Source organism: Aeromonas sp. 600948 (genome assembly GCF_049174875.1).
Lineage (GTDB): Bacteria > Pseudomonadota > Gammaproteobacteria > Enterobacterales > Aeromonadaceae > Aeromonas > Aeromonas veronii_A.
Genome location: NZ_JAAKTY010000010.1, coordinates 110,100 through 132,912 on the forward strand (window position 1 = coordinate 110,100; position 22,813 = coordinate 132,912).

At 61.0% G+C, this 22,813-nt stretch carries 19 protein-coding genes; 3 read left to right on the plus strand and 16 right to left on the minus strand.

The window, feature by feature from the left end; genetic code table 11:
• From G5182_RS10745 to G5182_RS10795, 11 genes are all read right to left on the minus strand, one after another.
• Window positions 1-672, minus strand: coding sequence for a prepilin-type N-terminal cleavage/methylation domain-containing protein (locus tag G5182_RS10745; protein ID WP_106844142.1), 672 nt, complete (start codon window positions 670-672; stop codon window positions 1-3).
• A gap of 77 nt (window positions 673-749) precedes the next feature.
• Entirely contained in the window at window positions 750-1,211 is a 462-nt protein-coding gene (locus G5182_RS10750) for a hypothetical protein (protein ID WP_128834793.1), read from the minus strand.
• Between the two features lie 145 nt (window positions 1,212-1,356).
• Window positions 1,357-2,577, minus strand: coding sequence for a type II secretion system F family protein (locus G5182_RS10755; protein ID WP_005340027.1), 1,221 nt, complete (start codon window positions 2,575-2,577; stop codon window positions 1,357-1,359).
• A 3-nt stretch (window positions 2,578-2,580) separates the two neighbouring features.
• On the minus strand, window positions 2,581-4,290 hold the full coding sequence (mshE, locus tag G5182_RS10760; RefSeq protein WP_106844139.1) for an MSHA fimbrial ATPase MshE: 1,710 nt from the start codon (window positions 4,288-4,290) through the stop codon (window positions 2,581-2,583).
• 73 nt (window positions 4,291-4,363) lie between these two features.
• On the minus strand, window positions 4,364-5,446 hold the full coding sequence (locus tag G5182_RS10765; RefSeq protein ID WP_181281662.1) for a tetratricopeptide repeat protein: 1,083 nt from the start codon (window positions 5,444-5,446) through the stop codon (window positions 4,364-4,366).
• Window positions 5,443-6,339 (minus strand): ExeA family protein, encoded by an 897-nt coding sequence (locus tag G5182_RS10770; protein WP_421205607.1) that lies wholly within the window; start codon window positions 6,337-6,339, stop codon window positions 5,443-5,445. The genes G5182_RS10765 and G5182_RS10770 overlap by 4 nt, the downstream gene beginning before the upstream one ends.
• A gap of 92 nt (window positions 6,340-6,431) precedes the next feature.
• On the minus strand, window positions 6,432-8,108 hold the full coding sequence (gene mshL, locus G5182_RS10775) for a pilus (MSHA type) biogenesis protein MshL (RefSeq protein WP_216952745.1): 1,677 nt from the start codon (window positions 8,106-8,108) through the stop codon (window positions 6,432-6,434).
• A gap of 70 nt (window positions 8,109-8,178) precedes the next feature.
• Window positions 8,179-8,508 (minus strand): SctD/MshK family protein, encoded by a 330-nt coding sequence (locus G5182_RS10780; protein WP_106844136.1) that lies wholly within the window; start codon window positions 8,506-8,508, stop codon window positions 8,179-8,181.
• Window positions 8,501-9,148, minus strand: a complete 648-nt coding sequence (pilO, locus tag G5182_RS10785) for a type 4a pilus biogenesis protein PilO (RefSeq protein ID WP_106844135.1) — start codon at window positions 9,146-9,148, stop codon at window positions 8,501-8,503. Before pilO ends, G5182_RS10780 begins: the two co-directional genes overlap by 8 nt.
• Entirely contained in the window at window positions 9,148-9,741 is a 594-nt protein-coding gene (locus G5182_RS10790; RefSeq protein ID WP_128834786.1) for a PilN domain-containing protein, read from the minus strand. The genes pilO and G5182_RS10790 overlap by 1 nt, the downstream gene beginning before the upstream one ends.
• A 100-nt stretch (window positions 9,742-9,841) precedes the next feature.
• Window positions 9,842-10,705 carry an MSHA biogenesis protein MshI gene (locus G5182_RS10795; RefSeq protein WP_421205609.1) on the minus strand — a complete coding sequence of 288 codons (864 nt, stop codon included), beginning with the start codon at window positions 10,703-10,705 and terminating at the stop codon, window positions 9,842-9,844.
• Window positions 10,706-10,791: 86 nt separating this feature from the next.
• Here G5182_RS10795 and G5182_RS10800 point away from each other — a divergent pair, with 86 nt between their 5' ends.
• A complete protein-coding gene (locus G5182_RS10800) occupies window positions 10,792-11,715 on the plus strand; it encodes a 1-aminocyclopropane-1-carboxylate deaminase/D-cysteine desulfhydrase (RefSeq protein WP_421254368.1) in 924 nt (307 codons plus the stop codon).
• A gap of 64 nt (window positions 11,716-11,779) precedes the next feature.
• Here G5182_RS10800 and G5182_RS10805 read toward each other — a convergent pair whose 3' ends face one another.
• Entirely contained in the window at window positions 11,780-13,708 is a 1,929-nt protein-coding gene (locus G5182_RS10805; protein ID WP_227341525.1) for an EAL domain-containing protein, read from the minus strand.
• Window positions 13,709-14,203: 495 nt separating this feature from the next.
• Here G5182_RS10805 and G5182_RS10810 point away from each other — a divergent pair, with 495 nt between their 5' ends.
• Entirely contained in the window at window positions 14,204-15,733 is a 1,530-nt protein-coding gene (locus G5182_RS10810) for an EAL domain-containing protein (RefSeq protein ID WP_227341526.1), read from the plus strand.
• A 265-nt stretch (window positions 15,734-15,998) separates the two neighbouring features.
• The gene (locus G5182_RS10815; protein ID WP_266134562.1) at window positions 15,999-17,096 is read left to right on the plus strand and encodes a calcium:proton antiporter; all 1,098 of its coding nucleotides are present in this window, start codon (window positions 15,999-16,001) and stop codon (window positions 17,094-17,096) included.
• A 145-nt stretch (window positions 17,097-17,241) separates the two neighbouring features.
• On the opposite strand, the gene hutH is transcribed toward G5182_RS10815, so the two are convergent.
• Genes hutH through hutI form a run of 4 tightly spaced genes read right to left on the minus strand, consistent with a single transcriptional unit; the run spans window position 17,242 to window position 22,715 of the window.
• On the minus strand, window positions 17,242-18,774 hold the full coding sequence (gene hutH / locus G5182_RS10820; protein ID WP_421251919.1) for a histidine ammonia-lyase: 1,533 nt from the start codon (window positions 18,772-18,774) through the stop codon (window positions 17,242-17,244).
• 4 nt (window positions 18,775-18,778) lie between these two features.
• Window positions 18,779-20,488 carry a urocanate hydratase gene (gene hutU, locus G5182_RS10825; RefSeq protein ID WP_421251920.1) on the minus strand — a complete coding sequence of 570 codons (1,710 nt, stop codon included), beginning with the start codon at window positions 20,486-20,488 and terminating at the stop codon, window positions 18,779-18,781.
• 54 nt (window positions 20,489-20,542) lie between these two features.
• On the minus strand, window positions 20,543-21,487 hold the full coding sequence (gene hutG / locus G5182_RS10830) for a formimidoylglutamase (RefSeq protein WP_421254369.1): 945 nt from the start codon (window positions 21,485-21,487) through the stop codon (window positions 20,543-20,545).
• Window positions 21,480-22,715 (minus strand): imidazolonepropionase, encoded by a 1,236-nt coding sequence (gene hutI, locus G5182_RS10835; RefSeq protein ID WP_227341531.1) that lies wholly within the window; start codon window positions 22,713-22,715, stop codon window positions 21,480-21,482. Before hutI ends, hutG begins: the two co-directional genes overlap by 8 nt.
• Window positions 22,716-22,813: the final 98 nt, after the last annotated feature.

A 22,813-nucleotide genomic window follows, 5' to 3' on the forward strand; every position in this document is an offset into this window, starting at 1 on the left:
TCAATTGATGTTGGTAGTCACCTGACCGGACGCCGGACGGTAACTGAAACTCATGAATGCATCAGTACTGCCTTGCGGATCCTGATACTTGCCATCGCTGCCCTTACTCAAACTATTGACCAGATAGTAACGACAGACCGAATCCAGTCCATTACTGCTCACAGTGGCATAGTATTTCAGGTCATTGCCGCTACCGCGTACTTCATTGAAGTTGGCCGTAGCCTTGGGCGGGTTTTGCAGCAACCCCTCCCAAATCTTGAGACAACGCTCTGCGCTCAGATTGGCCGGATCCACATCCGGATTGCCGCTAGCCGCAGTATCCATGGGATAGCCGGGAGACAACTCGCCGTTGCTGATCTGGGCATCGGTCGGCGTGGTCAGATAGAAGCGGCTGCCGTCATAGAGCACGGTATTGAGGCTATCCTGTTTGGCGCGCCCTTCCGCTTCCCACTGGGCCCGCACTAGCGACACTCCTGTTGCAAAACCACCCGAGACGCCCTCGACGCTGGCCTTTTTCGCCTCGTCGGTTACATCCAGAAAACGGGGCAATGCTGTTACCGCCAGGATCCCCAGGATCACGATAACGATCACCAGCTCAATCAGGGAGAAGCCGGCGGTCACTCTTGTCATCCCGTTATTTGGCATTGATGGTGCCATTGGTTTCATTTTCATGCTCCCTTGGTAATGGCCGATATTATTTCATGCAGACCTAAAAAAATCATGTAGTTGGGTCATATGATTAGCCTCATTCAAGGCTTTTTAATCACTCGCCCGTCGGAAAACAGATAAACCAGCCAATAACCATCCCACCCCATCTCGCACCCGCTGCCATCGGGGCGGGCCAGAAACTGCAAGGGTGGCATGCCCCCCTCCGTCTCTCCCACCAACGCCAGCCACAACTGACGACAATTTTCTGATGGTGATTGCAGGGGCAACAGTCCGAGTGGCCAGCCACGCTCATCAAATTGCCAACCATGACCCGCGCTATGCAGGGTGTCGGGGCGCCGTTCATTCAGCCAGATCCCGTGCAAACGCTGTGCCCGCTCCGCAAATTGCTCTCCCAGCAGGGTGAGCGAAAGCTGTTGCGCCTCCTCCCGGTTGATCTGATAGCTGCGCACCAGGGTCGTGACGATCACCATCAGCAGGATTATCACGGCGATCCGCCGATATCCGGCCAGCCAGCGATCATCCTGTTGTGTCTGTCTGTTCATCCACTCCTCGACTCCCTCGCCCTATTGCCTCTTACGACGCTCATCATGCCCAGCCACTCAGGTGTGAAGATGCCGAGTTACTTGCTACGAACCACTCACATCCCGCTCGCATCATGTCCCACCATTCTGGCGTGAAGATACGGGGTTACTTGCCTCTTACGGCCCTCATCATGTCCCACATAGGCGTGAAGATACCCAGCGCCAGGATCAACACCATTACTGCCACGATCCCGATCAGGATCGGCTCGATGCGGGCGGTGAGACTCTTGAGGTCATAATCCACCTCGCGCTCGTAATACTCGGCCGCTTCGTGCAGCAGGTCATCGACCTGACCGGTCTCCTCACCCACGGCGATCATCTGCATCACCAGCGGGGTGAACAGGCCGCTGCTGCTGGCGGTGCGAAGCAGGCTCTCGCCCCGCTCGATACCGGCGCGCATATCCCGTACCCGCCCCGCCATATAGGCGTTATCCACCGCATCGGCCACCAGGGTCAGCGCGGTGTTCAGCGGCACCCCTGCCTTGAGCATCATGGAAAAACTGCGGGCAAAACGGGCCAGCAGGGAGCGCTCTATGATGGTGCCGACGATCGGCAACTTGAGCTGCCAGCGGTGCCAGGTCAGCTTGCCCTTGGTGGTGGCGACCCAGCGGCGCCAACCGAACACCATCCCCGCCAGAATAGCGAGCAGCAGCCACCAGTAGTTGACAAAAAAGTGCGAGGTGGCGAGCAGAATGCGGGTCGCCAGCGGCAACTCCACCCCGAATTTGGCGAACATGCCGGCAAACACCGGGATCACCATGATATTGAGGATCACCATGGCGATACCGATGGCGATCATCACGAAGCTGGGGTAGCGCATCGCGGTCTTGATCCGCTTGCGAGTCTCCAGCTCCAGCTCGAAATAGTTGGCGAGCTGCAAAAAGGACTCTTCCAGCTGACCTGTGTTCTCACCCACATGGATGATGGCGACGAACAGGCTGCTGAATACCTTGGGGTGCGCCTGCATCGAGCTGGAGAGCGGGCGACCGTTGCCAAGATCTTCCCCCAGCGAGTGAAGCGCCCGCTTGAGCGGCTTGCTGTGGGTACTCTCCTCCAACCCGGCGATGGCACGCAGGATCGGGATCCCGGCCCGGGTCAGGGCATACATCTGGCGGCTGAAGATCACCAGCTCATCCAGCTTGACGCCACCTTCCAGCAACAGTGACCAGTCGATGGCGGCGGACTTGGCCTTGCCCGGTTTGAGCTCGGTGGGCATCACACCACGGCGCATCAGCTGCTCGGCGGCCGCCATCTCGTTGGCCGCTTCGACCACGCCACTGGTGGCGTTGCCCTGGCTGTCACGCCCCTTGTAAGCAAAGTTAGCCATCGCTTACCCCAGATCCTCGGCCAGTCGCAACACCTCATCCACCGAGGTGATCCCCTGACGGGCATAATCGAGGGCAGTGAGGGCCAGCGGCCGGTAGTGTTCGTGTTGACGGGCCGCCTTGGCGAACCCTTCCGCATCGTTGCGGCGCAGGGCATCCATCATCGGCTGATCCAGCTCCAGTAGCTCGTAGACCCCGATCCGGCCGGAATAACCGGTAAAGTTGCAGCTCTGGCAACCCCGGCCCTTGTGATAGGTATGCTGGCCAGGCGCCTCGCCGGAAAGCACGGTGAGCCAGGTGGCCTGCCCTTCGTCGGGCGCCTTCTCCTCGACGCAGTGCTCACATACCCGCCGCACCAGCCGCTGGGCGACCACAGCCCGCAGGGCACTCGCCACCAGATAGCCGGGCGCCCCCATGTCGATAAGGCGCAAGGCACTGGTCACCGCATCGTTGGTGTGCAGGGTGGTCAGCACCAGGTGACCGGTGATGGCGCCACGCAGGCCGATCTCCACCGTCTCGTTGTCACGCATCTCACCCACCAGCAGGATGTCCGGATCCTGACGCAGGGTAGAACGCAACACGTGGGAAAAGGTGAGACCGATCTTGGGATTGACCTGCACCTGGCTGATACGGGGCAAACGATACTCCACCGGATCTTCGACCGTGATGATCTTGTTGCTGGACTGGTTGAGCTCGGAGAGAGCGCCATAGAGGGTGGTGGTCTTGCCGCTACCGGTGGGGCCGGTCACCAGGATCATGCCGTGCGGGCGTTTGAGCTGACGACGGAAACGGGTCAGGATCTCCGGCGGCATGCCGGTCTCGGTCAGCGACAGGATGCCGGAGGATTGATCCAGCAGACGCATCACCACAGACTCGCCATACTGCACCGGCATGGTGGACATCCGCACATCCACATCACGGCCGCGCACCTTCATGTTGAAACGGCCATCCTGCGGCAAGCGCTTCTCGGAGATATCGAGCCCGGCCACCAGCTTGAGACGCAGCACCAGCGCCTGGGCGATGCGCACCTCGTTGAGGATATTCTCGTGGAGGATGCCGTCGATCCGCTGGCGAATGCGCAGCACCTTCTCGTCCGGCTCGATGTGGATATCCGAGGCCCCCACCTGCACCGCATCCTCGAACAGGGAGCGCAGCAGCTTGGCCACCGTCGCCTCCCCCTCGTCATTGGCCCCCAGATTACCTGAACCCAACTCGAAGCCGGAGTCCTGATACTCCTCCTGCAGCTGTTCGGCGAAGCTCTCAATCTCGCGGGTGCGGCGATAGAGGCGGTCAAAATAGTCCAGCAACTGCCCTTCCCGCGCGACCGCCAGCACCATCTCCCGCGGGCTCAGCAAGGCAGCAATGGCATCCAGCGCACTCAAGTCCGCCGGATCCGACATGGCTACCGTCACCTTGTCGTCGGTAAGGTTGACCGCCAGCGCCCGATAACGGCGCGCCTGCACTTCGGGCAGCAGCGGCACCGCGGCGGCATCGATGGTGAGGTTATTGAGATCGAAGAAGGGTACATCCAGCTGGCGAGCGAGGAACTGCAGCAGCTGTACCTCGCTGATAAAGCCGAGGTCAATCAGAGTGGTACCCAGTTTGCGTCCGGTCTGACGCTGCTGCTGCAGGGCAAGCTGCAACTGATCATCAGAGATGATCTGCTCCTGAACCAGCAGGTCGCCGAGGCGCATTTTCAGTCTGGGTTGTGCCATGTTTGCTCCGATATCTGTTACTTCACACCCGTTGCCGCATCCGATGAGGCTTCGCTCATCGAATCTGCGTTTATCAAGGGGTTAGTTGGCCAATTCGTTGTTCCAGCCAGTTGGTCGACGCCTCGCCGAGATTGCCGTGCAGCAGGGCGTTGCGATAGGCATCGAGTGCCCGCTGGCTGTGCCCCTGACCATCCTCGGCGACACCGAGACCAAGCCACCAGCGGCCCTGATCCGGCTGCTGGCGCAGCAGCTTCACATAGAGCGCCGCCGCATCGGCATTTTGACCCAGCTCTTGGGTCAGACCCGCCCAAGTGGCGTAATAGTCCAGGTTGCTGGCAAGATCAGGTTGATAACCGGACAACCAGCCAAGCGCCTGCTGTTGCTGCCCCTCGTTGATGGCAAGACGGGCCAGCAGCAGACGAAAATCGGCCTGTTGGGGATCGAGCCGGATCCCCTCCTCCAGCAGCTGGCGCGCCTCGGTCAGGCGCCCCTCGCCGTAGAGCAACCCCGCCAGTTGCTCGCGCGCCCCCTGGTTATAGGGATCGTGGGCCAGCACCTGATAGTAGTTGTCCTGCGCATCCCGCAGGCTTCCCTTGGCCATGGCGGTGGTCGCCTTGCGCTCCGCCAGTGCTGCCAGCTCCTTGGCCGACAGCTCGACCGTCTCGATCTTCAATATGCCCGGTTTACGCGGGGCGCTGGCGACAGCCTGCTGCTCTGCCGCCAGTTCGGCGTAGAGCTCGGGCTGCAGCTCTTCATCGGTCGGCTCCGAATCGTCAACATCGCTGGAGGCATCAAAGGGGGCACCATCGGCCATCTCTCCCTCTACCTGCCCGCCAGCGGTATCAGCCACTCTCTCATCCCCACCCGGCAACGGCAGCGCAGCGGCCACTTCGACCGGCTCGGGCGGATTGACTGGCTCGGCGGCCCGTGTCACCACATCGGGAACCACCACTTCGCTGGCGGCGACGACAGGGTGTGTCTGCTGCCAGTAGATCCAGGTGCGCCAACCGAGGATCCCCAATGCCAGACCACAGATCAGGGTCAGCAGCAACATCCACCACCCCTGCTGGCGCGCAGGGGCAATATAGACGGCAGTTCCCTCGGCGCCTTGCTGGCGCCGATCCAGATCTTTCAGCATCTGGTTGATAACGCTCATGGCCAGACTCCATAAGCCAGGGCGCACCCCAGCAACAGTAACAGTAACAGGGGCCACCAGCGCAATGGCGCAAAGCGGCTGGCATCGTCGGTATCGCGAATGGCGAGCCTCACCAGACGGCTATCGATCCGGCGCCTCCCCTGACCGTAGGCCAGCATCAGGCACTTGTGCGCCAGGATGTTGATAAGTCTCGGGATCCCTCGCGAGGCCCGCCACAGCATCCGCATGGCGCGGCCGGCAAACAGTGGTGCCCCGCGGTAGCCGGAGACCTGCAATCTGTGCTCCAGATAGGCGCGGGTCTCGTCAAAGCGCAGCGGGCGCAGGCAGTATGAAAAGCCGATCCGCTGGCGCAGTTGGCGCAGGTGGGGCCTGGCCAGTCTGATATCCAGCTCCGGCTGGCCGAACAGCACAATCTGCAGCAGCTTGCTCGATTCGGTCTCGAGATTGCCAAACAGGCGAATCGCCTCCAGAGTCTCGTCAGGCAGCGCCTGGGCCTCATCGATCAGCACCACCACCCGACTGCCCTGCTGGTGCAGGCTGATCAGGTGACGATGGATACGATCGGTCAGATCCAGCTCGCTCTGATCCCGTACCGACAACCCCAGTTCCAGCGCCAGCGCTGTGCGCAGCTCGGCCGGGCTGAGGTGGGGATTGGGCAACCAGGCGAGCCGCACCGGGCACTCTTCCGAGCCCAGCTCGCTCAGCAGTTTTCGGCAGAGCAGGGTCTTGCCGGTACCCACCTCGCCGGTCACCTTGATAAATCCCTCCCCTTGCGCCAGCGCCCAATTGAGCACCTGTTGCGCCTCCTCGTGAGGGGGCAGGCCGTAGTAGAAGCCGGTATTGGGGGTGAGGCCGAACGGCGCCTCCTGCAGGCCGAAGTGGCTCAGGTACATGGGCGCTCACCAGCCAGTACGGGGAACCTGCGACCGCGAGCCTCGGCCCGCAGTACGGCGGAATGGAAAGATGCCAATCGCCAGCTCATGGCTTACCCCTTCGCCGGATACCACTTGTCGAGCAGATCTGCGGAACGCTGCAGCTCGTTTTGCCAGGTATCTTTCTCCACCACGGTCGGTTTGAGCATGATCACCAGCTCCACCTTCTTGGTGCTCTCGCGACGATTGGTAAAGGCTTCGCCCACCCAGGGAATATCTCCCAGCAGCGGCACCTTGCTGACGATCTCCTGCTTGTCGGTCTTCATCAGACCACCGATGACGATAATGTCGCCGTTATTGGCCTGCACCACGGTATCGGACTCGCGGATCGAGCTCTTGGCGAGCGGCAGCTCCAGCGGTTTGGCGGTACCGACGTTGATGGTCTTCTTCTGCTCTTCTGTGTCGATAACGGAAGGGTGGATATGGAGCAGCACCTTGCCCTCTTCATCGATTTGCGGCGTTACGTCCAGCGCAATACCGGAGAAGAAGGGGGTCAGCTCCACATTGGGGGTCACGATAGGTTCGGCCGTGCCGGTCGAGGTCACCGTAGTGGTCGAGGCATTGGTGACGAAATATTCGTCCGTCCCCACCTTGATCACCGCCTTCTGGTTGTTGGTCGCAGTGACCCTCGGGCTGGAGAGGGTATTCACATCGCCCTGGGTCTTGAGCAGGTTGACCGCCACCTCGAAGTTGCCATCAGAGATCGTGAAACCGGCGCCGCCGCCCAGCGCACTGAAGATCTGGTTGGGGGTGGTGGGCAGCTGGGTCTTGGCAAGTGACTGGCCGCCGGTAATACCCTTGCCGCCATCCCAACTGGCGGAGAGACCGCTCCAGTCAACCCCCTGCTCATACCCTTCGTTGAGGGCGACTTCGATGATCCGCGCCTCCAGCACCACCTGGCGCTTGAGGTGACTCTCGGATTGATTGAGGAATTCACGTACCGCCTTGAGCTCCTTCGGATAGGCGCGAATAGTGACCAGACCCGCCTGCGGGCTGGTAATCACGGCGCGACCATCACCCGTGCCAATCAGGGTCTGCAGGGAGTCGCGCAGATCGGTCCAGTAGTCGCTGTTGGTGTCAGTCTCGATCCGGGTACCGTTGCTGTTGTCACCGCTCGAGTTGTTGCTGGAGGAGCTGTTGCTGCCGCTGTTGTTGGACGCGCTGTCGAAACTGCTGTTATTGCTGCCATTGTTGTTGTCATTGGCAGTCACCCCGCCGGTGCTGACCGAGGTGCGGGATAGGCCACGGCGGGACATCATCAGATAGTTGACCGGAATGGTTTCGGTGCGCAGACCCGCCGGATAGATGTGGAAGACATTGCCCTTGCGCTGCACGTCGAAGCCATACATGTCACCTACCACCGCCAGCACCTCCGGCAGGGTCACATCCTTGAGCTCGACCGAGACCAGCCCGGCCACCCCGGGATGAACCGCCACGCTGTAGCGGGAGCCCTTGAACAGGGAACCGAAAAACTCCACCGCCTCCACGTCGTGAGCCGCGATGCGCAGCCGCTTCTCCGGCATGCCGACCGGCATCTGCGGCCGGTTCAGCTGCAGCAATTCACTCTGCACCGATTTGGGCAAGGCGGTCAGCGGGGCAGCCTGCTTCTGCTGTTCGTTCATGGCCTGTTTGAGAGCATCCTTGGCCTGGGTCGGCTCGGGGTGCTGATACGTGGTACAGCCTGCGGCCATCATGGCCATGGTGATCAGACAGAGACGGTGTTTTTTCATGTAATTAGAGCACCCTGACTTGCAATTAAACTCGATAAAGCCGCTCCACCTCTCGAAAGGCAAGCACGACTCAAACCCGGATCTTGCTGGCAAAGAGTGTGACCGCGTGGCGTTTGCCCGCCTTTTCCAGCACCACGGCATCTGCCGTGATGGCCACCAGCGTATAGCCATCCACCTGTTGCCCGACCCGATAACTCTTGCCATTGAGCACCGCCAGCGCCGGGCCATTGCCCAGCACCACACTCTGCAGCTTCGGTAAACCGGTGTTGCTCTCGCCGGTCGCACGGGCGCCAATCGCCACATCCGCCAGCGGTGCGGTGGGATCCTGCAATACCTCGACCTGCTCCGCCTTTACCAGCACGCTGAACAGGCAACAGCACAACGCAAACACTCTAGCCACGGATAAACTCCTTGCTGGTACTCAGGGTGTAGATCTCCATCTCCACCACCGCGCCGGGATAGGATTTGACCCGGTAGTCGAACTGCTTCCAGTAAAAGTGGCGCGGCAAGGCTTCCAGCGCTTTAAGATATTGATAAACATCGAAATAGCCACCTTCAAGCTGAAGCCGGATACCATGTTTGTAGAGATTGACCTTCTGTTCTCCCGCCATCAGCGGGGTCGGCTCCAGCGAACTGAGCGCCAGCATGTGAAGGTTGGCGGAGCGGGAGAGCAGCGCCTCCAGCACCTGCGGCATCTCGTGCGCCGGGATCAGATCGACGGTCTGGGCCTTCAGCTCATCGTCGATCCGGGCCAGATCCGCTTCGACCTGCGCCAGCTGGTCGCGAACGCCCTGATTGGGATCCCGCTTGAGCCGAGCCTGTTTGCCGAGGTTCTCCAGCTCCATGATTTCGAGGTCGCGCTCGGCGGCGCTCAGGGCCATGCGATCCTGCTGCAGGCGGGTATCGGCGCCATCGAGCCAACCGTAGATGCTGCCAGCGCCCAGCAAAACCAGACCGGTAAGCAGGATCAACACCCGCTCCCGCTGGCTCAACCGGGCGATACGCTGGCCCCACGCCTGCCATTGTGCTTTCAGGTTCATCAGGGTTTCTCCCGCGCGATGCCGCTCAACTGGAAGGTCAGACGACCCTCCTCGTCACGGCCGAGGGTCAGTTCACCAAACTCCTTGCCTACCAGACTCGGGGTCTGCTTGAAGCGGTTGACCCAGGCCGGCACATCCTGACTGCGTCCGGCAAAACCGGAGAGGTTGATCCGCCCTTCGTTGATCTCGATGCGCTGCAACGAGAGGTTGCTGCTGCGAATGCGGGAGAGATCCGCCATCACGCTGGCATAGCCCTGGGATTTTTGCAGAGACAGGCTACCGAGCTGACGCATCAGCCCCTGCTTGGCGGTCAGCTCATCCCGTTTATTGACCAGTTGCTGTTGCAGCCGGGGATCCGCCTGATGGCGCGCCAGCTCGGCATCGAGGCGTCTGGCCTCGCTGCGCTTGAGCTCCAGCTCGGCGGTGCGTTGCGCTAGCGCCCGGCTGACCTGTTGCTGCTGCCAGCTGTAACCGATAGCCGTCAGCAGGATCAGCAACAGCGCAACACCCCATACCAACGCCATCTGATTGAGGCTGGCCCACTGCCGCTTGGGACGAAACTCGGCACCATAGAGGTTTATCTGACGTTTCATCACGCATCCTCCCCGATGGCGGCTGCGTAGGCAGAAAGGTATTCGACGCCAGCCAGCAACATTGTCTTGTTGACCATGGCCGCAAGGGGGAATAACACTCTCATTGATCATCCCCCAATGCGGCAGCATAAGCCGAGAGGTATTCGACGCCGGCCAGCACCGCCTTGTTGGCCATGGCGGAGACGGCAAAGCCGAAGGTCTGCTCCATGTGACGCACCAGGGTACCGATAAAGGGCGAAGCGACGGCAAACTGCATCTGCCCCAGCTCGGGCAATTTGAGCTGGCCCGCCAGATAGTCGAGGGAGCGCTGGATCTCCAGCGCCAGTGAATCGAGCAGCATGGCGTCAGGCTCATGTTCGCCGGTCAGGCTGGTGAAACCGCGCAGCTGGCGGGAGAAGCAGAGCCCCCCCTGATGGAAGACCAGCAGTTGCAGATCCTGCCCCTTGGGCTGCCACAGCAGCATGCGCACAGTGTCATCCGCTTCATAGAGAGAGGTGAGCGCCAGCTCGTCGCTGATGATGGATTGCAGGGTGGCGATGCCGTTGATGGCATCGGCCAGCTGTTGCACCCGGCTCTTGGGCAGGCAGATCACATTGATGCGCGGACGACCGGCAGGCGGGGTGGGCAAGTCCACATAATCCATCGCCAGTTGCAGCACGGGTTCGCTGACATAGTCCTTGATGGCCCAGGGGAGCGCCCCCGCCATCTCGGCGTCAGGCACGGCAGGCTTGTCGATCTGGATCTGTTGATAAAGGCTGGCGGCGAGGGCTACCCGCACTTTAGACTTGGCCAGCCCATAACGGCTGAACAGCTCGTTCATGGCCACAGCCCACTCCTGTGGGCCGTTGATGGTGCGCGTCGCGAAGACGGGGGGATTGCCCACTGCAGCCAGCATGATCCTGTCATTGGCCAACAAGAGCCCGACCTGGCGGCTTGGCGTCGACCGTCTGAACAGTTTTTTCATGTAAGCCCGCCCATCAATAGTGATTAAATGTATGAAATATTAACATAAACAGCAGATTAGCCTCTATATAAAAGACGGACTCACCATTGCAAGCCAGCCTTCCAGCCGAGCCAGAGGGGTCAGCTATCCTGCCCTCCCCCCTGCACCCCCTCCACCACCCGTTGCTGACCCGCTACGGCGTCGAACTCTGGTGCAAGCGGGATGATCTGATCCATCCGACCATCTCCGGCAACAAGTGGCGCAAGCTCAAATACCACCTGCTTCATGCCAGAGAGCACGGCAAACGGCATCTACTCTCGTTTGGCGGCGCCTACTCCAATCACATCCATGCACTGGCAGCAGCAGGGTGCCAATCTGGCCTTCGAACTACCGGTATCATACGGGGCGAATCTGATGCCGTCAGCAATACCACCCTGAGGGATGCCAGACGCTGGGGTATGGATCTCGTTTTCGTCGACCGCCAGAGTTACCGCCGTCGCCAGGATCCCGACTGGCTGGCCCAATTCGATGCACCCGATACCCTGATCGTGCCGGAAGGGGGCAGCAGCCCGCTGGCTATCCCCGGGGTTGCCGAACTGGTCGGCGAGGTACCCTTCTCGCCGGATCTCTGGGTACTGCCCTGTGCCAGCGGCGGCACCCTGGCGGGCCTAATCGCTGGCAAACAGGACCGGGAGCAGATCCTCGCCATTGCGGTACTGAAAGGAGGCGGCTTTATCGCTGACGAGGTGTGTCGCCTCCATCCCGCTGCCGCCAGCATCCCCGGCTGGCGGGTCGCACTCGATCACCACGATGGTGGCTACACCAAATTCAGCCCGGCCCTCTGGCAGTGGGTTCAAGATTTCAGCGCCGAAACAGGTCTGCCTTTGGAGCCCATCTACAGCGGCAAGGCGATGTGGGGGCTGTTTCGCGAGCTGGCTGCGGGCCGCATCGCCCCCGGCAGCAAGATTGTCTTTATCCATACCGGCGGCATGCAGGGATTGGCCGGACTGCGGGAGCAGGGGCGACTGTGAGCCCCGCCTGACGGCAACCGAAAACGAGAGAGGGTCGCCCCACGACGACCCTCTCTCATTTATCTCAATCACCAGCCGACTCCTGCACCAACCGGCGTGGCTCGGCAAACCAGGGCCCCTGCCCGGCATGCACCCCGAGGTGGCGCAGCATCTTCCACTCATCGCCACTCTCTACCCCCACCGCCAGCACCCGGGTACGGGTATTGGCGCAGCCCCCCACCAGACTGCGGACCGCCATCTGGTTCACCTGTCGGGCGTGAATCTCCCGCACCAGGCTGGGGTGCAGCTTGAGGAAGTTGATCTCGAACTCCTTGATGTACTGGGTGCTCACCACATCCTGGCCAGCATGATCGATGGCCAGCTGGCAGCCCAGCATCCGCAGGGAGCGCAGCGGCCGCTTGAGTGCTTCGAAGTGGCGTGTGACCTGAGCCTCCGAGAGCTGCAGGATCAACCGCTCGTTGGTGCTGCGCGGCAGCTGGAACAGGGCGAAGAAGAGCCAGCGCTGGAACTCGCGGTTGAGCAGACTCTGGGCACTCAGGGTCAGAGTGATGGGACAGCTCTGCTCGGAACGCTGGCGCAGCAACACCAGCGTTTGCTCCGCCACCAGCCGATCCAGTTGCAGCAGCAGGCCCACCTTCTCCGCCATTGGCATGAAGATCCCTGCTTGCAGTTCCCTCCCCTGCTCATCGTGGATATAGGTGAGCAGATCCTGCTGCAGTACCACCTGATCCCGATCCTGCTGGACCGGTTGGGTATAAAAATCGATCCCCTGCTCTTCAAGACGGCGACTGATGAGGGTGCGCCAGCGCACCGTCCCCTTGCTGCTCTGCTCCTCGTCCAGCTGCTTCTCGTAGAGGAACCAGCCGTTGTGCCCCTGCAGACGTGCACTCTTGAGGGCCAGCTCGGCCTCCTCCTGCACCTTGAGCAGAGTGTCTTGCGCCTGGTAGCAGACAGCCCCGATATAGATGGCCGTCTCCGGATTGACCTGCTGCGGCCAGTGTAGCCGTTGCAGACTCTTGAGCAGCTGGCTGGCACTGTCCACCATCTCGCTCTCCGACATGTTGGGCAACAATACCGCAAAGACATGTCCGGCATAACGAGCCTGCAAGGCACCGTTATGCTTGCGCACAAAAGCACTGATCACGGCGCTCGCCTCCAGCAGCAGATCATGCCCCTGCAGCTCGAACTGCTCCGCTTCCAGCTCTTCCAGACAGGCGAGTTCAATCAGCAAGACACCGCCACTCATCACGCTCGCCTCCATGATAGCGCTCTCGAGCCGGTTATCGAAGAAGAGGCGGTTGCCGATGCCGGTCATCTTGTCGACGAAGGCGTTGCTGCGAATGAAGTTGTCGAAGCGGCTGCGCTCCTTGCGGGCATCCGCCAGCTCGGCGAGCAGATGATCGAGGGCCTGACTGGCGGCCACCGGCCACTCTTCGGCGGGGTCATGGCTTAGTTTGGAGAGCTTGTCATCGAGGATCAGCTGGGCGCGAATGCCCAGCAGCTCGGCGCCGCGCAACTGCTGACGCAACCAGCGGATGGAGTACCAGAGACCGAACACCACGATGAAGATCCCGAACGAGATGCCCGACATCGCCTTGATGGAGTACTCCGCCTCCTTGAAGGGGCGCTCCAGCTTGAAGCTGGCCTGCATGCCAGCCTGATGGGGCAGCGGATGGCTGTATGGCACCAGCAGCGGTTCATCAACCGGACGCTGTACGTCACGGAACCAGTAGACCCGCTGGTCATTCTGGCGCACCTCCAGCTCCACCACATGAGCCGCCCGCAGCAAGGTGGGCAACCAGCGGCTCATATCCTCCATACCGTGAGCAACGTCGAGTTGCTTGTCGATCACCTCGACCAGCGCATCGACCTTCTTTTGCTGCAACTCCATGCCCAGCTCGCGAAAGCTGAACACCCCGCCAATCAGCACGGTCGCCATGGCAGCGATCACGCACAAGGTAATAAACGAGACAAGATGTGTTGTGAGTTTCATGTGCCTTTCCGTGTGCCCGGCATCATCCATTGGAGTTCATGGTAGCAGTGGCGCTGTGGCCATCACTATGGACGGGGATCCCGCTTCTGTAATTTAAGCGGGGCAGCATACCCAAAGCAGCGGGAGAATACCAAGGAAGGTACACAGGTGGAGCAGGGGAAGATAGCAGACAGAAAAATGGTCCCTCAAAAGGGACCAAAAGGAACACTCATATCAAAACTAACACTCTGTGCTACTGACAAAAAACAGATACAGGAGTATTGAACACACGGTGAGTCAAACCGCAGGGGTACTCTAAAGCAGTTCGGATAAGTTGAGCAATTGTCATTTATGACAGGTCAGCGATTGAATCTTTTCAAGGTTAACAATAAAAACATTTAAAATCATACATTTAAAAAATCATCCAATAAGTGTGACAAGTAGAGCTCAAATTGATTGTACTAATGCACTATGATGGCTTGACCCATTTGTGTCTCGTAAAACTGGCAGGCGCCCTTGTTACGCATCACCCCCCTCTGGATCACTGTACTGCTACTGCTCTTGCCCATCCTGGCAAGCCAGTCCGTCGGTCTGTGGCTAACAAAACCGATGGCCAACCACCTGCTTGAGCAGAAGGTGGCCGAGATAAAGCGAGCCATGGCGATACGCCATCACACGCTGGACAAGGCCATGAGCGAGCAGCTGACGCTGTTTGATTTCGATTGTGGTGCCAACGACATGGCACTGCTGCGGGATCCCCGCTTTTACAACACCCATATTCGTCTGCAGGGGCTGGAACTGGCATCAGGGAAAAGCTGCTCAAGCCTGGGTGTGGGTATTTCGCTCATCAAAAACGCCAACCAGGATGGCGCCCTCCCCGACAAACTGGGGCTGACTGCTACAACGGCCAGTTTCAATACGGAACAGGAGATGGTTGCCTACTACAAAAACGGCGGCAACATTGCCTACTGGGTGCTCGATAACAGCTGGAGCCACGATCTGCTACAGCTCCCCTGCAGTGACTGTTTCTATCTGGAGTTCAGCCAGCGGGATCCCGCAGCGATGACCCCCCGCTTCCCGCGCGGTGACCGGACCATCAAGCTGGAAGAGGGCAGCCGCAGCCTGAGCTTCTTTGATCAGGACAAACTGACCCGACAAACCATCTGGGCCGGTTCTGCACTGGATCTGTATGCTCGCGAGCAAGTCAGACGAATCGCACTCTGGAGCGGCACTATCCTGGGCCTGCTGCTGGTGACCGCTTACTGGTCGCTGCGAAACTATCGCCGCTCGCTCAAGGGGCTATTGCAGGCCGGATTGGTGCGCCAGGAGTTCATCCCCTTCTATCAACCCGTGGTGGATCTTCGAACCTGGCAGGTTGCCGGTTTTGAGGCGCTGCTACGCTGGCAACGTGGACACGAGCTGATCCCCCCGAGCGCTTTCATCGAATATGCTGAAGATCAGGGACTTATCCTGCCTATCACCAGGCAGTTGCTGGAGCAGGTGATCACGGATCTGCCGCTGTTGCCACCAGAGCAGTGGATCAGTGTCAATCTGATGGCCACCCATATCGAACAACCCTTGCTGCGCAACATGTTGAGTGAACACCATAACCCTTCGCCCGAGCGCCTTACCTTCGAACTGACCGAACGCAAGCCGATCCTCGACATCAAAGCCGCTACCGAGGAGATCACCCTGTTGCAGCAGATGGGATATCACTTCAAACTGGATGATTTCGGTACCGGCTACGGTGGTTTTGCCTACCTGCAGAGCCTCGGGATCCGCCAGATCAAGATCGACAAGATGTTCGTCGATACCATAGGCACCAACGACCTCAAACGCAGCGTGCTGGATGCCATCATCACGTTTGGCCTGGAATCAGGCATGGAGATGATTGCGGAAGGGGTTGAGACGCGGGAACAGGTTGATTACTTGCGGCAACACGGCGTCTATCTGATCCAGGGTTACGTCTTTGGCAGGCCCATGGCGCTGGCAGATCTTGCCATCTGGCAGCAGACGTGGCCTCCACAATATTCGCAAGAGAGCTGACACCGATATTGCACAGGCCAGCGCTGGCAGGGCTCCCCCCACCGGGAGCACACGCACCCTTTTGCACAGAGGCTGACACTCCCAAAGCCTCTGCCACGACCTGGCTCATCGCCCTTGAACCACCATTTACATTCAGCAACAAAATGATCTGCCCCTGAGAGGATGGAACCCTTATCATAAGCATTCGGCTACCGTGAGCACCTTCACGCACGCCTCCCATCAATCCCTGTCGGCCAGCGCCGTCCCGAGATGAGAACCATTGCCTATGAAGACATTTATCCGGCAAGAGATTGCCCTGCCCGTCGGCCTGCTGACCCTGCTCTTTTTCAAGACGATCGGGAGCGACCTGCTGACAGAGACAACTCCGCTCGGGATCTATCTTCCGGTTTCGGCGGCACTACTGGCCATCGTAACCTGGGCCATCTTCTCGGTAGTGCGCCACTCCGATGCCCTCGCCATCAAGCTGGGCGAGCCCTTCGGCACCCTGATCCTCACCCTCTCGGTCATCTCGCTGGAGGTGGTGATGATCTCCTCGGTGATGCTGACCGGCGAGCCCAACCCCACCATGGCCCGCGATACCATGTTTGCGGTAGTGATGCTGGTGAGTACCGGTCTGGTGGGCTTCACCCTGCTGTTTGGCGGCTGGCGCTACCACACCCAGAGCTTTAATCTGGACGGGGTCAAATCCTATCTGGTGGCCATCATCCCGCTGGCCCTGCTCTGTCTGGTGCTGCCCAACTTCACCGAAGGTGGTGCAATCGGCAGTATGTCGCGCGCCATGTCGTGGATGCTGATCATCATCTCGATCCTGCTCTACGGGGTCTTTCTGCTGATCCAGACCCGCAGCCACAGCCACTTCTTCGTCGACAGCGATCACGAGGATTACGAGGAGCACCACGGCCCGCTGCAGAGCAACGTCTATCACACCATCCTGCTGCTCGCCTACCTGCTGGTGGTGATCCTGCTGGCCAAGACCCTGGCCATCCCCATCAACTACGGGGTGCATGTCATGGACGCGCCCGCCGCACTGGGCGGCTTTATCGTCGCCTGTATCGTGCTGGCTCCCGAAGCAGTCGGCGCCATCAAAGCCGCCTTCAACAACCAGTTGCAGCGAGCAATGAACCTCTACTTCGGCTCGGTGCTGGCCACCATCGCCCTCACCGTGCCTGCCGTGCTCTTTATCGGCTCCATGCTGGGTCAGGAGGTACGCCTCGGCCTCTCCCCCGCCGATATGGTGCTGCTGGTCACGACCCTGATGGTCTGTAAAGTGACCTTCAGCAGCGGCCGCACCAATGTGCTCCATGGTGCGACCCATCTGGTGTTGTTTGTGGTCTATCTGTTCCTGATGTTCGAACACGAATAACTGCGTTCAACCAACGTCAGACACGCAAAGACCGCCCGATTGGGCGGTCTTTTGTTATCGGCTCCCGGACCTCACCGGCGCCAGTGAAGCGGCGTCCCCCTCATCCCCCACCCTTCTCCCGCCAGGAGAGAAGGGGGATCAAGGCTTACAGGCTGGGCAGTACCCCGACCGGGATCAGGTCGTTGTAGCTGGCACGGCCCAGCAGGGCGGCGGCCGCTTCGATATCCGGCGCGAAGTACCTGTCCTTGTCGTAGAAGCTCACCTCTGCCCGCAGTCGTCCCTTGGCCAGCTCGATCAGTTCGGTACTGTGCAGCGGCGCGCGAAAATCGAGCCCCTGTGCCGCCGCCAGCAGTTCAACTGCCAGAATGCCGCGGGTGTTCTCGGCCATATCGGCAAGCCGGCGGCCAGCGAAGGTCGCCATGGAGACGTGATCCTCCTGATTGGCGGAAGTGGGCAAACTATCCACCGAGGCGGGATGGGCCAGGGTCTTGTTCTCGGAGGCCAGCGCCGCCGAGGTGACCTGAGCGATCATAAAGCCGGAGTTGACCCCGCCATTATTGACCAGAAACGCCGGCAGACCGGACATGCGCGAGTCGATCAGCAGCGCCATTCGCCGCTCGGAGAGGGAACCTATCTCGGCGATGGCCAGCGCCAGATTATCGGCCGCGAAGGCCACCGGCTCGGCATGGAAGTTGCCACCGGAGAGGATCTCCTCATCCTCGGCAAACACCAGCGGGTTGTCGGAGACCGCATTGGCCTCGCACACCAGCACCTCGGCGGCCTGACGGATCTGGGTCAGGCAGGCCCCCATCACCTGCGGCTGGCAGCGCAATGAGTAGGGATCCTGCACCTTCTCGCAGTTGTGATGGGACATGCCGATCTCGCTGCCATCCACCAGCAGGTGGCGATAGCAGGCGGCCGCGTCGATCTGGCCACGCTGACCGCGCACCGCGTGGATGCGGGCATCGAACGGCCGTCGGCTGCCAAGGGCAGCCTCCACACTCATAGCACCTATGGTGATGGCACCAGCGAACAGATCCTCAGCATGGAACAGCCCTTCCAGCGCGAAGGCAGTGCTCGCCTGAGTGCCGTTAAGCAGCGCCAATCCTTCTTTGGGTGCCAGCGCGATAGGCTCGAGCCCGGCAATTTTCAGCGCTGTAGCGGCATCGATCAGCTCGCCCTTGTGGCGGGCCTTGCCCTCCCCGATCAACAGGCAGCTCATATGAGCCAGCGGCGCCAGATCGCCGGAGGCACCGACGGATCCCTTCTTCGGCACTACCGGATAGACTTCGGCGTTGATGAGGGTCATCAAGGCCTCAAGCACCGTCAGCCGGATGCCGGAGAAGCCGCGCGCCAGCGAGTTGAGCTTGAGCACCATCATCAGCCGTACGGTGGCGTCATCCATGTACTCGCCAATCCCTGCCGCATGGGAAAGCACGATGGAGCGCTGCAGCTCATCCAGCTGCTCCACCGGAATGCGGGTGTTGGCTAACAGCCCAAAGCCGGTGTTGATGCCATACACCACCCGGTTCTGCTCGATCACCTTGGTAACCACAGCTGCGGAGGCGTGGATCCCCGGCAGGGCGGCCGGATCCAGTGAAACATGTACCGGCTCGCGGCTGACGCGGCGCAGGGTGGCAAGATCCAGCTCGCCCGGGGTAATAGTCAATTCAAACATGGTGTTACACCTTTCCTTTGACACCGTTGGCGCCGTCAATCATCGGCAGATCCAGTTTCGCCTCATGGGCACAGTTGATGGCAATCTCGTAACCCGCATCCGCATGGCGCATCACGCCGGTGGCCGGGTCGTTGCGCAGCACCCGACCGACCCGCTTGGCAGCATCATCGGTGCCATCACAGACGATCACCACGCCGGAGTGCTGGGAGAAGCCCATCCCCACACCGCCGCCGTGGTGCAGGGAGACCCAGGTCGCGCCGCCAGCAGTGTTGAGCAGAGCGTTGAGCAGCGGCCAGTCGGAGACGGCATCGGAGCCATCCATCATCGACTCGGTCTCGCGGTTCGGGCTCGCCACCGAGCCGGAATCCAGATGGTCGCGGCCAATGACGATGGGGGCTTTCAGCTCGCCGTTTTTCACCATCTCGTTGAAGGCCAGACCGAGGCGCACCCGATCCTTGACCCCGACCCAGCAGATCCGCGCCGGCAGTCCCTGAAACGCGATGCGCTCGCGGGCCATGTCGAGCCAGTTGTGCAGGTGAGGATCGTCGGGGATCAGCTCTTTCACCTTCTGATCGGTCTTGTAGATATCTTCCGGATCGCCGGAGAGGGCCACCCAGCGGAACGGGCCTATCCCCTCGCAGAACAGCGGGCGGATATAGGCGGGGACGAAGCCGGGGAAGTCGAAGGCGTTCGCCACCCCCTCCTCCAGCGCCATCTGGCGGATGTTGTTGCCGTAATCCAGAGTCGCCGCGCCGCGCTCTTGCAGGGTCAGCATCGCCTCCACCTGACGGGCCATGGAGCGACGAGCAGCCAGATTCACCTCCTGCGGGGCACTCTGCTGCAGCTCGCGCCATTTGGCAACGCTCCAGCCCTGCGGCAGGTAGCCGTGCACCGGGTCGTGGGCGGAGGTCTGGTCGGTCACCACATCCGGGGTGATGCCCCGGACCACCAGCTCGGCGAAGACGTCGGCGGCGTTGCCGACCAGGCCGATGGAGATGGCGGTGCCGCTCTGTTTGGCCTCTTCGACCATGGCCAGCGCCTCATCCAGGCTGTGAGCCTTCTTGTCCACATAACGGGTGCGCAGACGAAAATCGATGCGGGTCTCGTCGCACTCCACCGCGATCATCGAGAAGCCAGCCATGGTGGCAGCCAGCGGCTGGGCACCACCCATGCCGCCGAGACCACCGGTCAGGATCCAGCGCCCCTTGGGTTCGCCGTTGAAGTGCTGATTGGCCACCGCGAAGAAGGTCTCGTAAGTGCCCTGCACGATCCCCTGAGTACCGATGTAGATCCAAGAGCCGGCGGTCATCTGGCCGTACATCATCAAGCCCTTCTTATCGAGCTCGTTGAAGTGCTCCCAGTTGGCCCAGTGCGGCACCAGATTGGAGTTGGCGATCAGAACCCGCGGCGCATCCTTGTGGGTCTGGAACACCCCGACCGGCTTGCCGGATTGCACCAGCAGGGTCTGATCCTCCTCGAGCCGGGTCAGCACCTCGACGATCTTGTCAAAGCAGGCCCAGTTGCGGGCGGCGCGACCGATGCCGCCATAGACCACCAGCGACTGGGGATGCTCGGCCACCTCGGGGTCCAGGTTGTTCATCAGCATCCGCAGCGGCGCTTCGGTGAGCCAGCTCTTGGCGGTCAGTTCGGTGCCGCGCGGGGCACGGATCACGCGGTTAGGATCATGACGGGGATCCTGCTGTTGCACAGACATACACACTCCTTGTTGTATCAATAGGGTGCCTTCGGCGACGGGCGGCCAAAAGGGTTAACGGGTCAACAGATGAACCAGTCGCGCGGCCACGCGGGCACTGCGGTTGTCCTGATCCAGCGTCGGGTTGTACTCGGCCAGATCGGCGAGCCTGAGCTTGCCGCTGGCCCGGATATGGGCGATCAGCGGTTCGATCAACGCCAGCTCCACGCCGCGAGCGGCGGGAGCGCTCACTCCCGGCATAACGGCGCCGGGCAGCACGTCGAGATCGATGGTCAGATAGAGGTGATCACAATCGGCGATAAAGGCGTCCAGCCCGCTTAGCAAGGCTGGCAGCTCGGTCTGGGTCATCGCCTCGTCCAGCACATGCCACACACCCAGCGCCTTGGCACGGGCAAACAGGGCTTGGGTATTGGCGGTCTCGGCCACCCCAAGGCAGGCGTAGTGAAACGGTGTGCCCTGAGCGGCGCACTGCTCGGCAATCTGGAAAAAGGGGGTGCCAGAGCTGGCCTGCTCCTGCTTCATGCGCAGGTCGAAGTGGGCGTCAAAATTGATAATGCCGACTCGCCCCTGACCCGCCAGATGCAAGTTGAGGCCGCTCCAGCTGCCGAAGGCCACCTCGTGACCGCCCCCCAGCACCAGCGGGAAGTGGCCCAAATCGAGCGCGGCAGCGACCCGCTCGGCCAGATGGCCGTGGGCGGCGTCGAGATTGCCATCGGTACAGCTCACATCTCCGCCATCGTAGACGGGACGGTTCAGGTGCCAGGCAGTGTTGGCCAGCAGCTTGCGCACCGCCAGCGGCGCCCCGGCAGCACCAATGCGCCCCTTGTTGCGGCGCACCCCTTCATCGCAGGCAAAACCAAGCAGTACTACACCGGCAGAGTCTTGTGCTCCGGCGGTCCAGGGCAGCACCTTGTCGTGCCAGCGCAGGGCCAGTTCGCCATCTTCCGGATCCTGCCGCCCCTGCCAGAGCGACATGTCGATCGGGTTGAACTTATCCATGGAGGGTCTCCTCGCCGTTGAAGATGCGGCCTGCCAGCTGATCGACGCCGACCATGTAGCTCAGCTCGGCCGGATGGGCGCAGTGCCAGATCAGGAAATCGGCCGCCATGCCGACCCTGAGCTGACCAAGACGATCCTGCTCGCCAAGTGCTTTGGCGGCGTGACGGGTCACCCCGACCATGGCCTCCAGCGGGGTCAGGCCAAACAGGGTGCAGGCCATGTTCATCGCCATCCGCAGCGAGACGATAGGGGCCGTACCCGGGTTGATATCGGAGGAGACCGCCATCGCTACCCCCGCCTTGCGCAGCGCGGCGACCGGCGGCAGCTTGGTCTCTTTGAGGAAGTAGAAGGCGGTGGGCAGCAGGGTGGCGACCACGCCACGGTGGGCCAGCGCCAGGATCCCTTCCGGATCCAGATACTCCAGATGGTCCACCGAGAGGGCGCCAAAGTTGGCAGCGAGTGTGCTGCCACCGAGATTGGAGAGCTGATCCATATGCCCCTTCACCGGCAGGCCGTATTGATCCGCCGCCAGATAGACCTGCTCGGTCTGGGCCAACGAGAAGCCGATGTGCTCGCAGAAGACATCCACCGCATCGGCCAAGCCTGCCTCGGCGGCGGCCGGGATGATCTCCTGACAGATGGTCTCGACCCAACTATCGGGATCGTCGCGATACTCCGGCGGCACCGCATGGGCCGCCAGCAGAGTGGTCTTGACCCGGATCGGCAGCGCCCCTCCCAGTCGGCGGGCCACCCTCAGCATCTTGAGTTCATCAGCCAGAGTGAGGCCATAGCCGGACTTGATCTCCACCGTGGTGACCCCTTCGCGGATCAGGGATGCCACCCTCGGCAACGCCAGCTCGAACAGTTGCTCTTCGCTGGCGGCACGGGTGGCACGCACCGTGCTGATGATGCCACCGCCCCGACGGGCGATCTCGGCATAGGGCACTCCCTGCTGACGCAGCTCGAACTCTTCGGCACGGCTGCCGGCGAAGACCAGATGGGTGTGACAATCGATAAGGCCGGGGGTGACCAGCTTGCCCCGCATATCCTGCCAGTGAGCGGGATACGACCCCTTCAGTTCGGCCATCGGCACCAGCGCGTGGATCTTGCCATCCTTCACGCCGATGGCGTGGAGCGGCAGCAGGCCGTAGTCGGCCAGCTCATCATTCAGGGTAGCGGGCGTCACGTTGAGCCAGACCCGCTCGCAGTTCAACAGTTCCTTGTTCATAGCGACCTCAAATGTATATACATATTCTTATAGTCGATCTCTATGACGAAAGAAAGAGCGAAATTCACATCCTGATAACAGCATCAAACTTAGAGTTT

Bases quoted from the DNA above. Each gene is read 5' to 3' on its own strand.
- G5182_RS10745 (WP_106844142.1), bottom strand. From the start codon at position 672: ATGAAAATGAAACCAATGGCACCATCAATGCCAAATAACGGGATGACA.
- G5182_RS10750 (WP_128834793.1), bottom strand. From the start codon at position 1,211: ATGAACAGACAGACACAACAGGATGATCGCTGGCTGGCCGGATATCGG.
- G5182_RS10755 (WP_005340027.1), bottom strand. From the start codon at position 2,577: ATGGCTAACTTTGCTTACAAGGGGCGTGACAGCCAGGGCAACGCCACC.
- mshE (WP_106844139.1), bottom strand. From the start codon at position 4,290: ATGGCACAACCCAGACTGAAAATGCGCCTCGGCGACCTGCTGGTTCAG.
- G5182_RS10765 (WP_181281662.1), bottom strand. From the start codon at position 5,446: ATGAGCGTTATCAACCAGATGCTGAAAGATCTGGATCGGCGCCAGCAA.
- G5182_RS10770 (WP_421205607.1), bottom strand. From the start codon at position 6,339: ATGTACCTGAGCCACTTCGGCCTGCAGGAGGCGCCGTTCGGCCTCACC.
- mshL (WP_216952745.1), bottom strand. From the start codon at position 8,108: ATGAAAAAACACCGTCTCTGTCTGATCACCATGGCCATGATGGCCGCA.
- pilO (WP_106844135.1), bottom strand. From the start codon at position 9,148: ATGAACCTGAAAGCACAATGGCAGGCGTGGGGCCAGCGTATCGCCCGG.
- G5182_RS10790 (WP_128834786.1), bottom strand. From the start codon at position 9,741: ATGAAACGTCAGATAAACCTCTATGGTGCCGAGTTTCGTCCCAAGCGG.
- G5182_RS10795 (WP_421205609.1), bottom strand. From the start codon at position 10,705: ATGAAAAAACTGTTCAGACGGTCGACGCCAAGCCGCCAGGTCGGGCTC.
- G5182_RS10805 (WP_227341525.1), bottom strand. From the start codon at position 13,708: ATGAAACTCACAACACATCTTGTCTCGTTTATTACCTTGTGCGTGATC.
- G5182_RS10815 (WP_266134562.1), top strand. From the start codon at position 15,999: ATGAAGACATTTATCCGGCAAGAGATTGCCCTGCCCGTCGGCCTGCTG.
- hutH (WP_421251919.1), bottom strand. From the start codon at position 18,774: ATGTTTGAATTGACTATTACCCCGGGCGAGCTGGATCTTGCCACCCTG.
- hutU (WP_421251920.1), bottom strand. From the start codon at position 20,488: ATGTCTGTGCAACAGCAGGATCCCCGTCATGATCCTAACCGCGTGATC.
- hutG (WP_421254369.1), bottom strand. From the start codon at position 21,487: ATGGATAAGTTCAACCCGATCGACATGTCGCTCTGGCAGGGGCGGCAG.
- hutI (WP_227341531.1), bottom strand. From the start codon at position 22,715: ATGAACAAGGAACTGTTGAACTGCGAGCGGGTCTGGCTCAACGTGACG.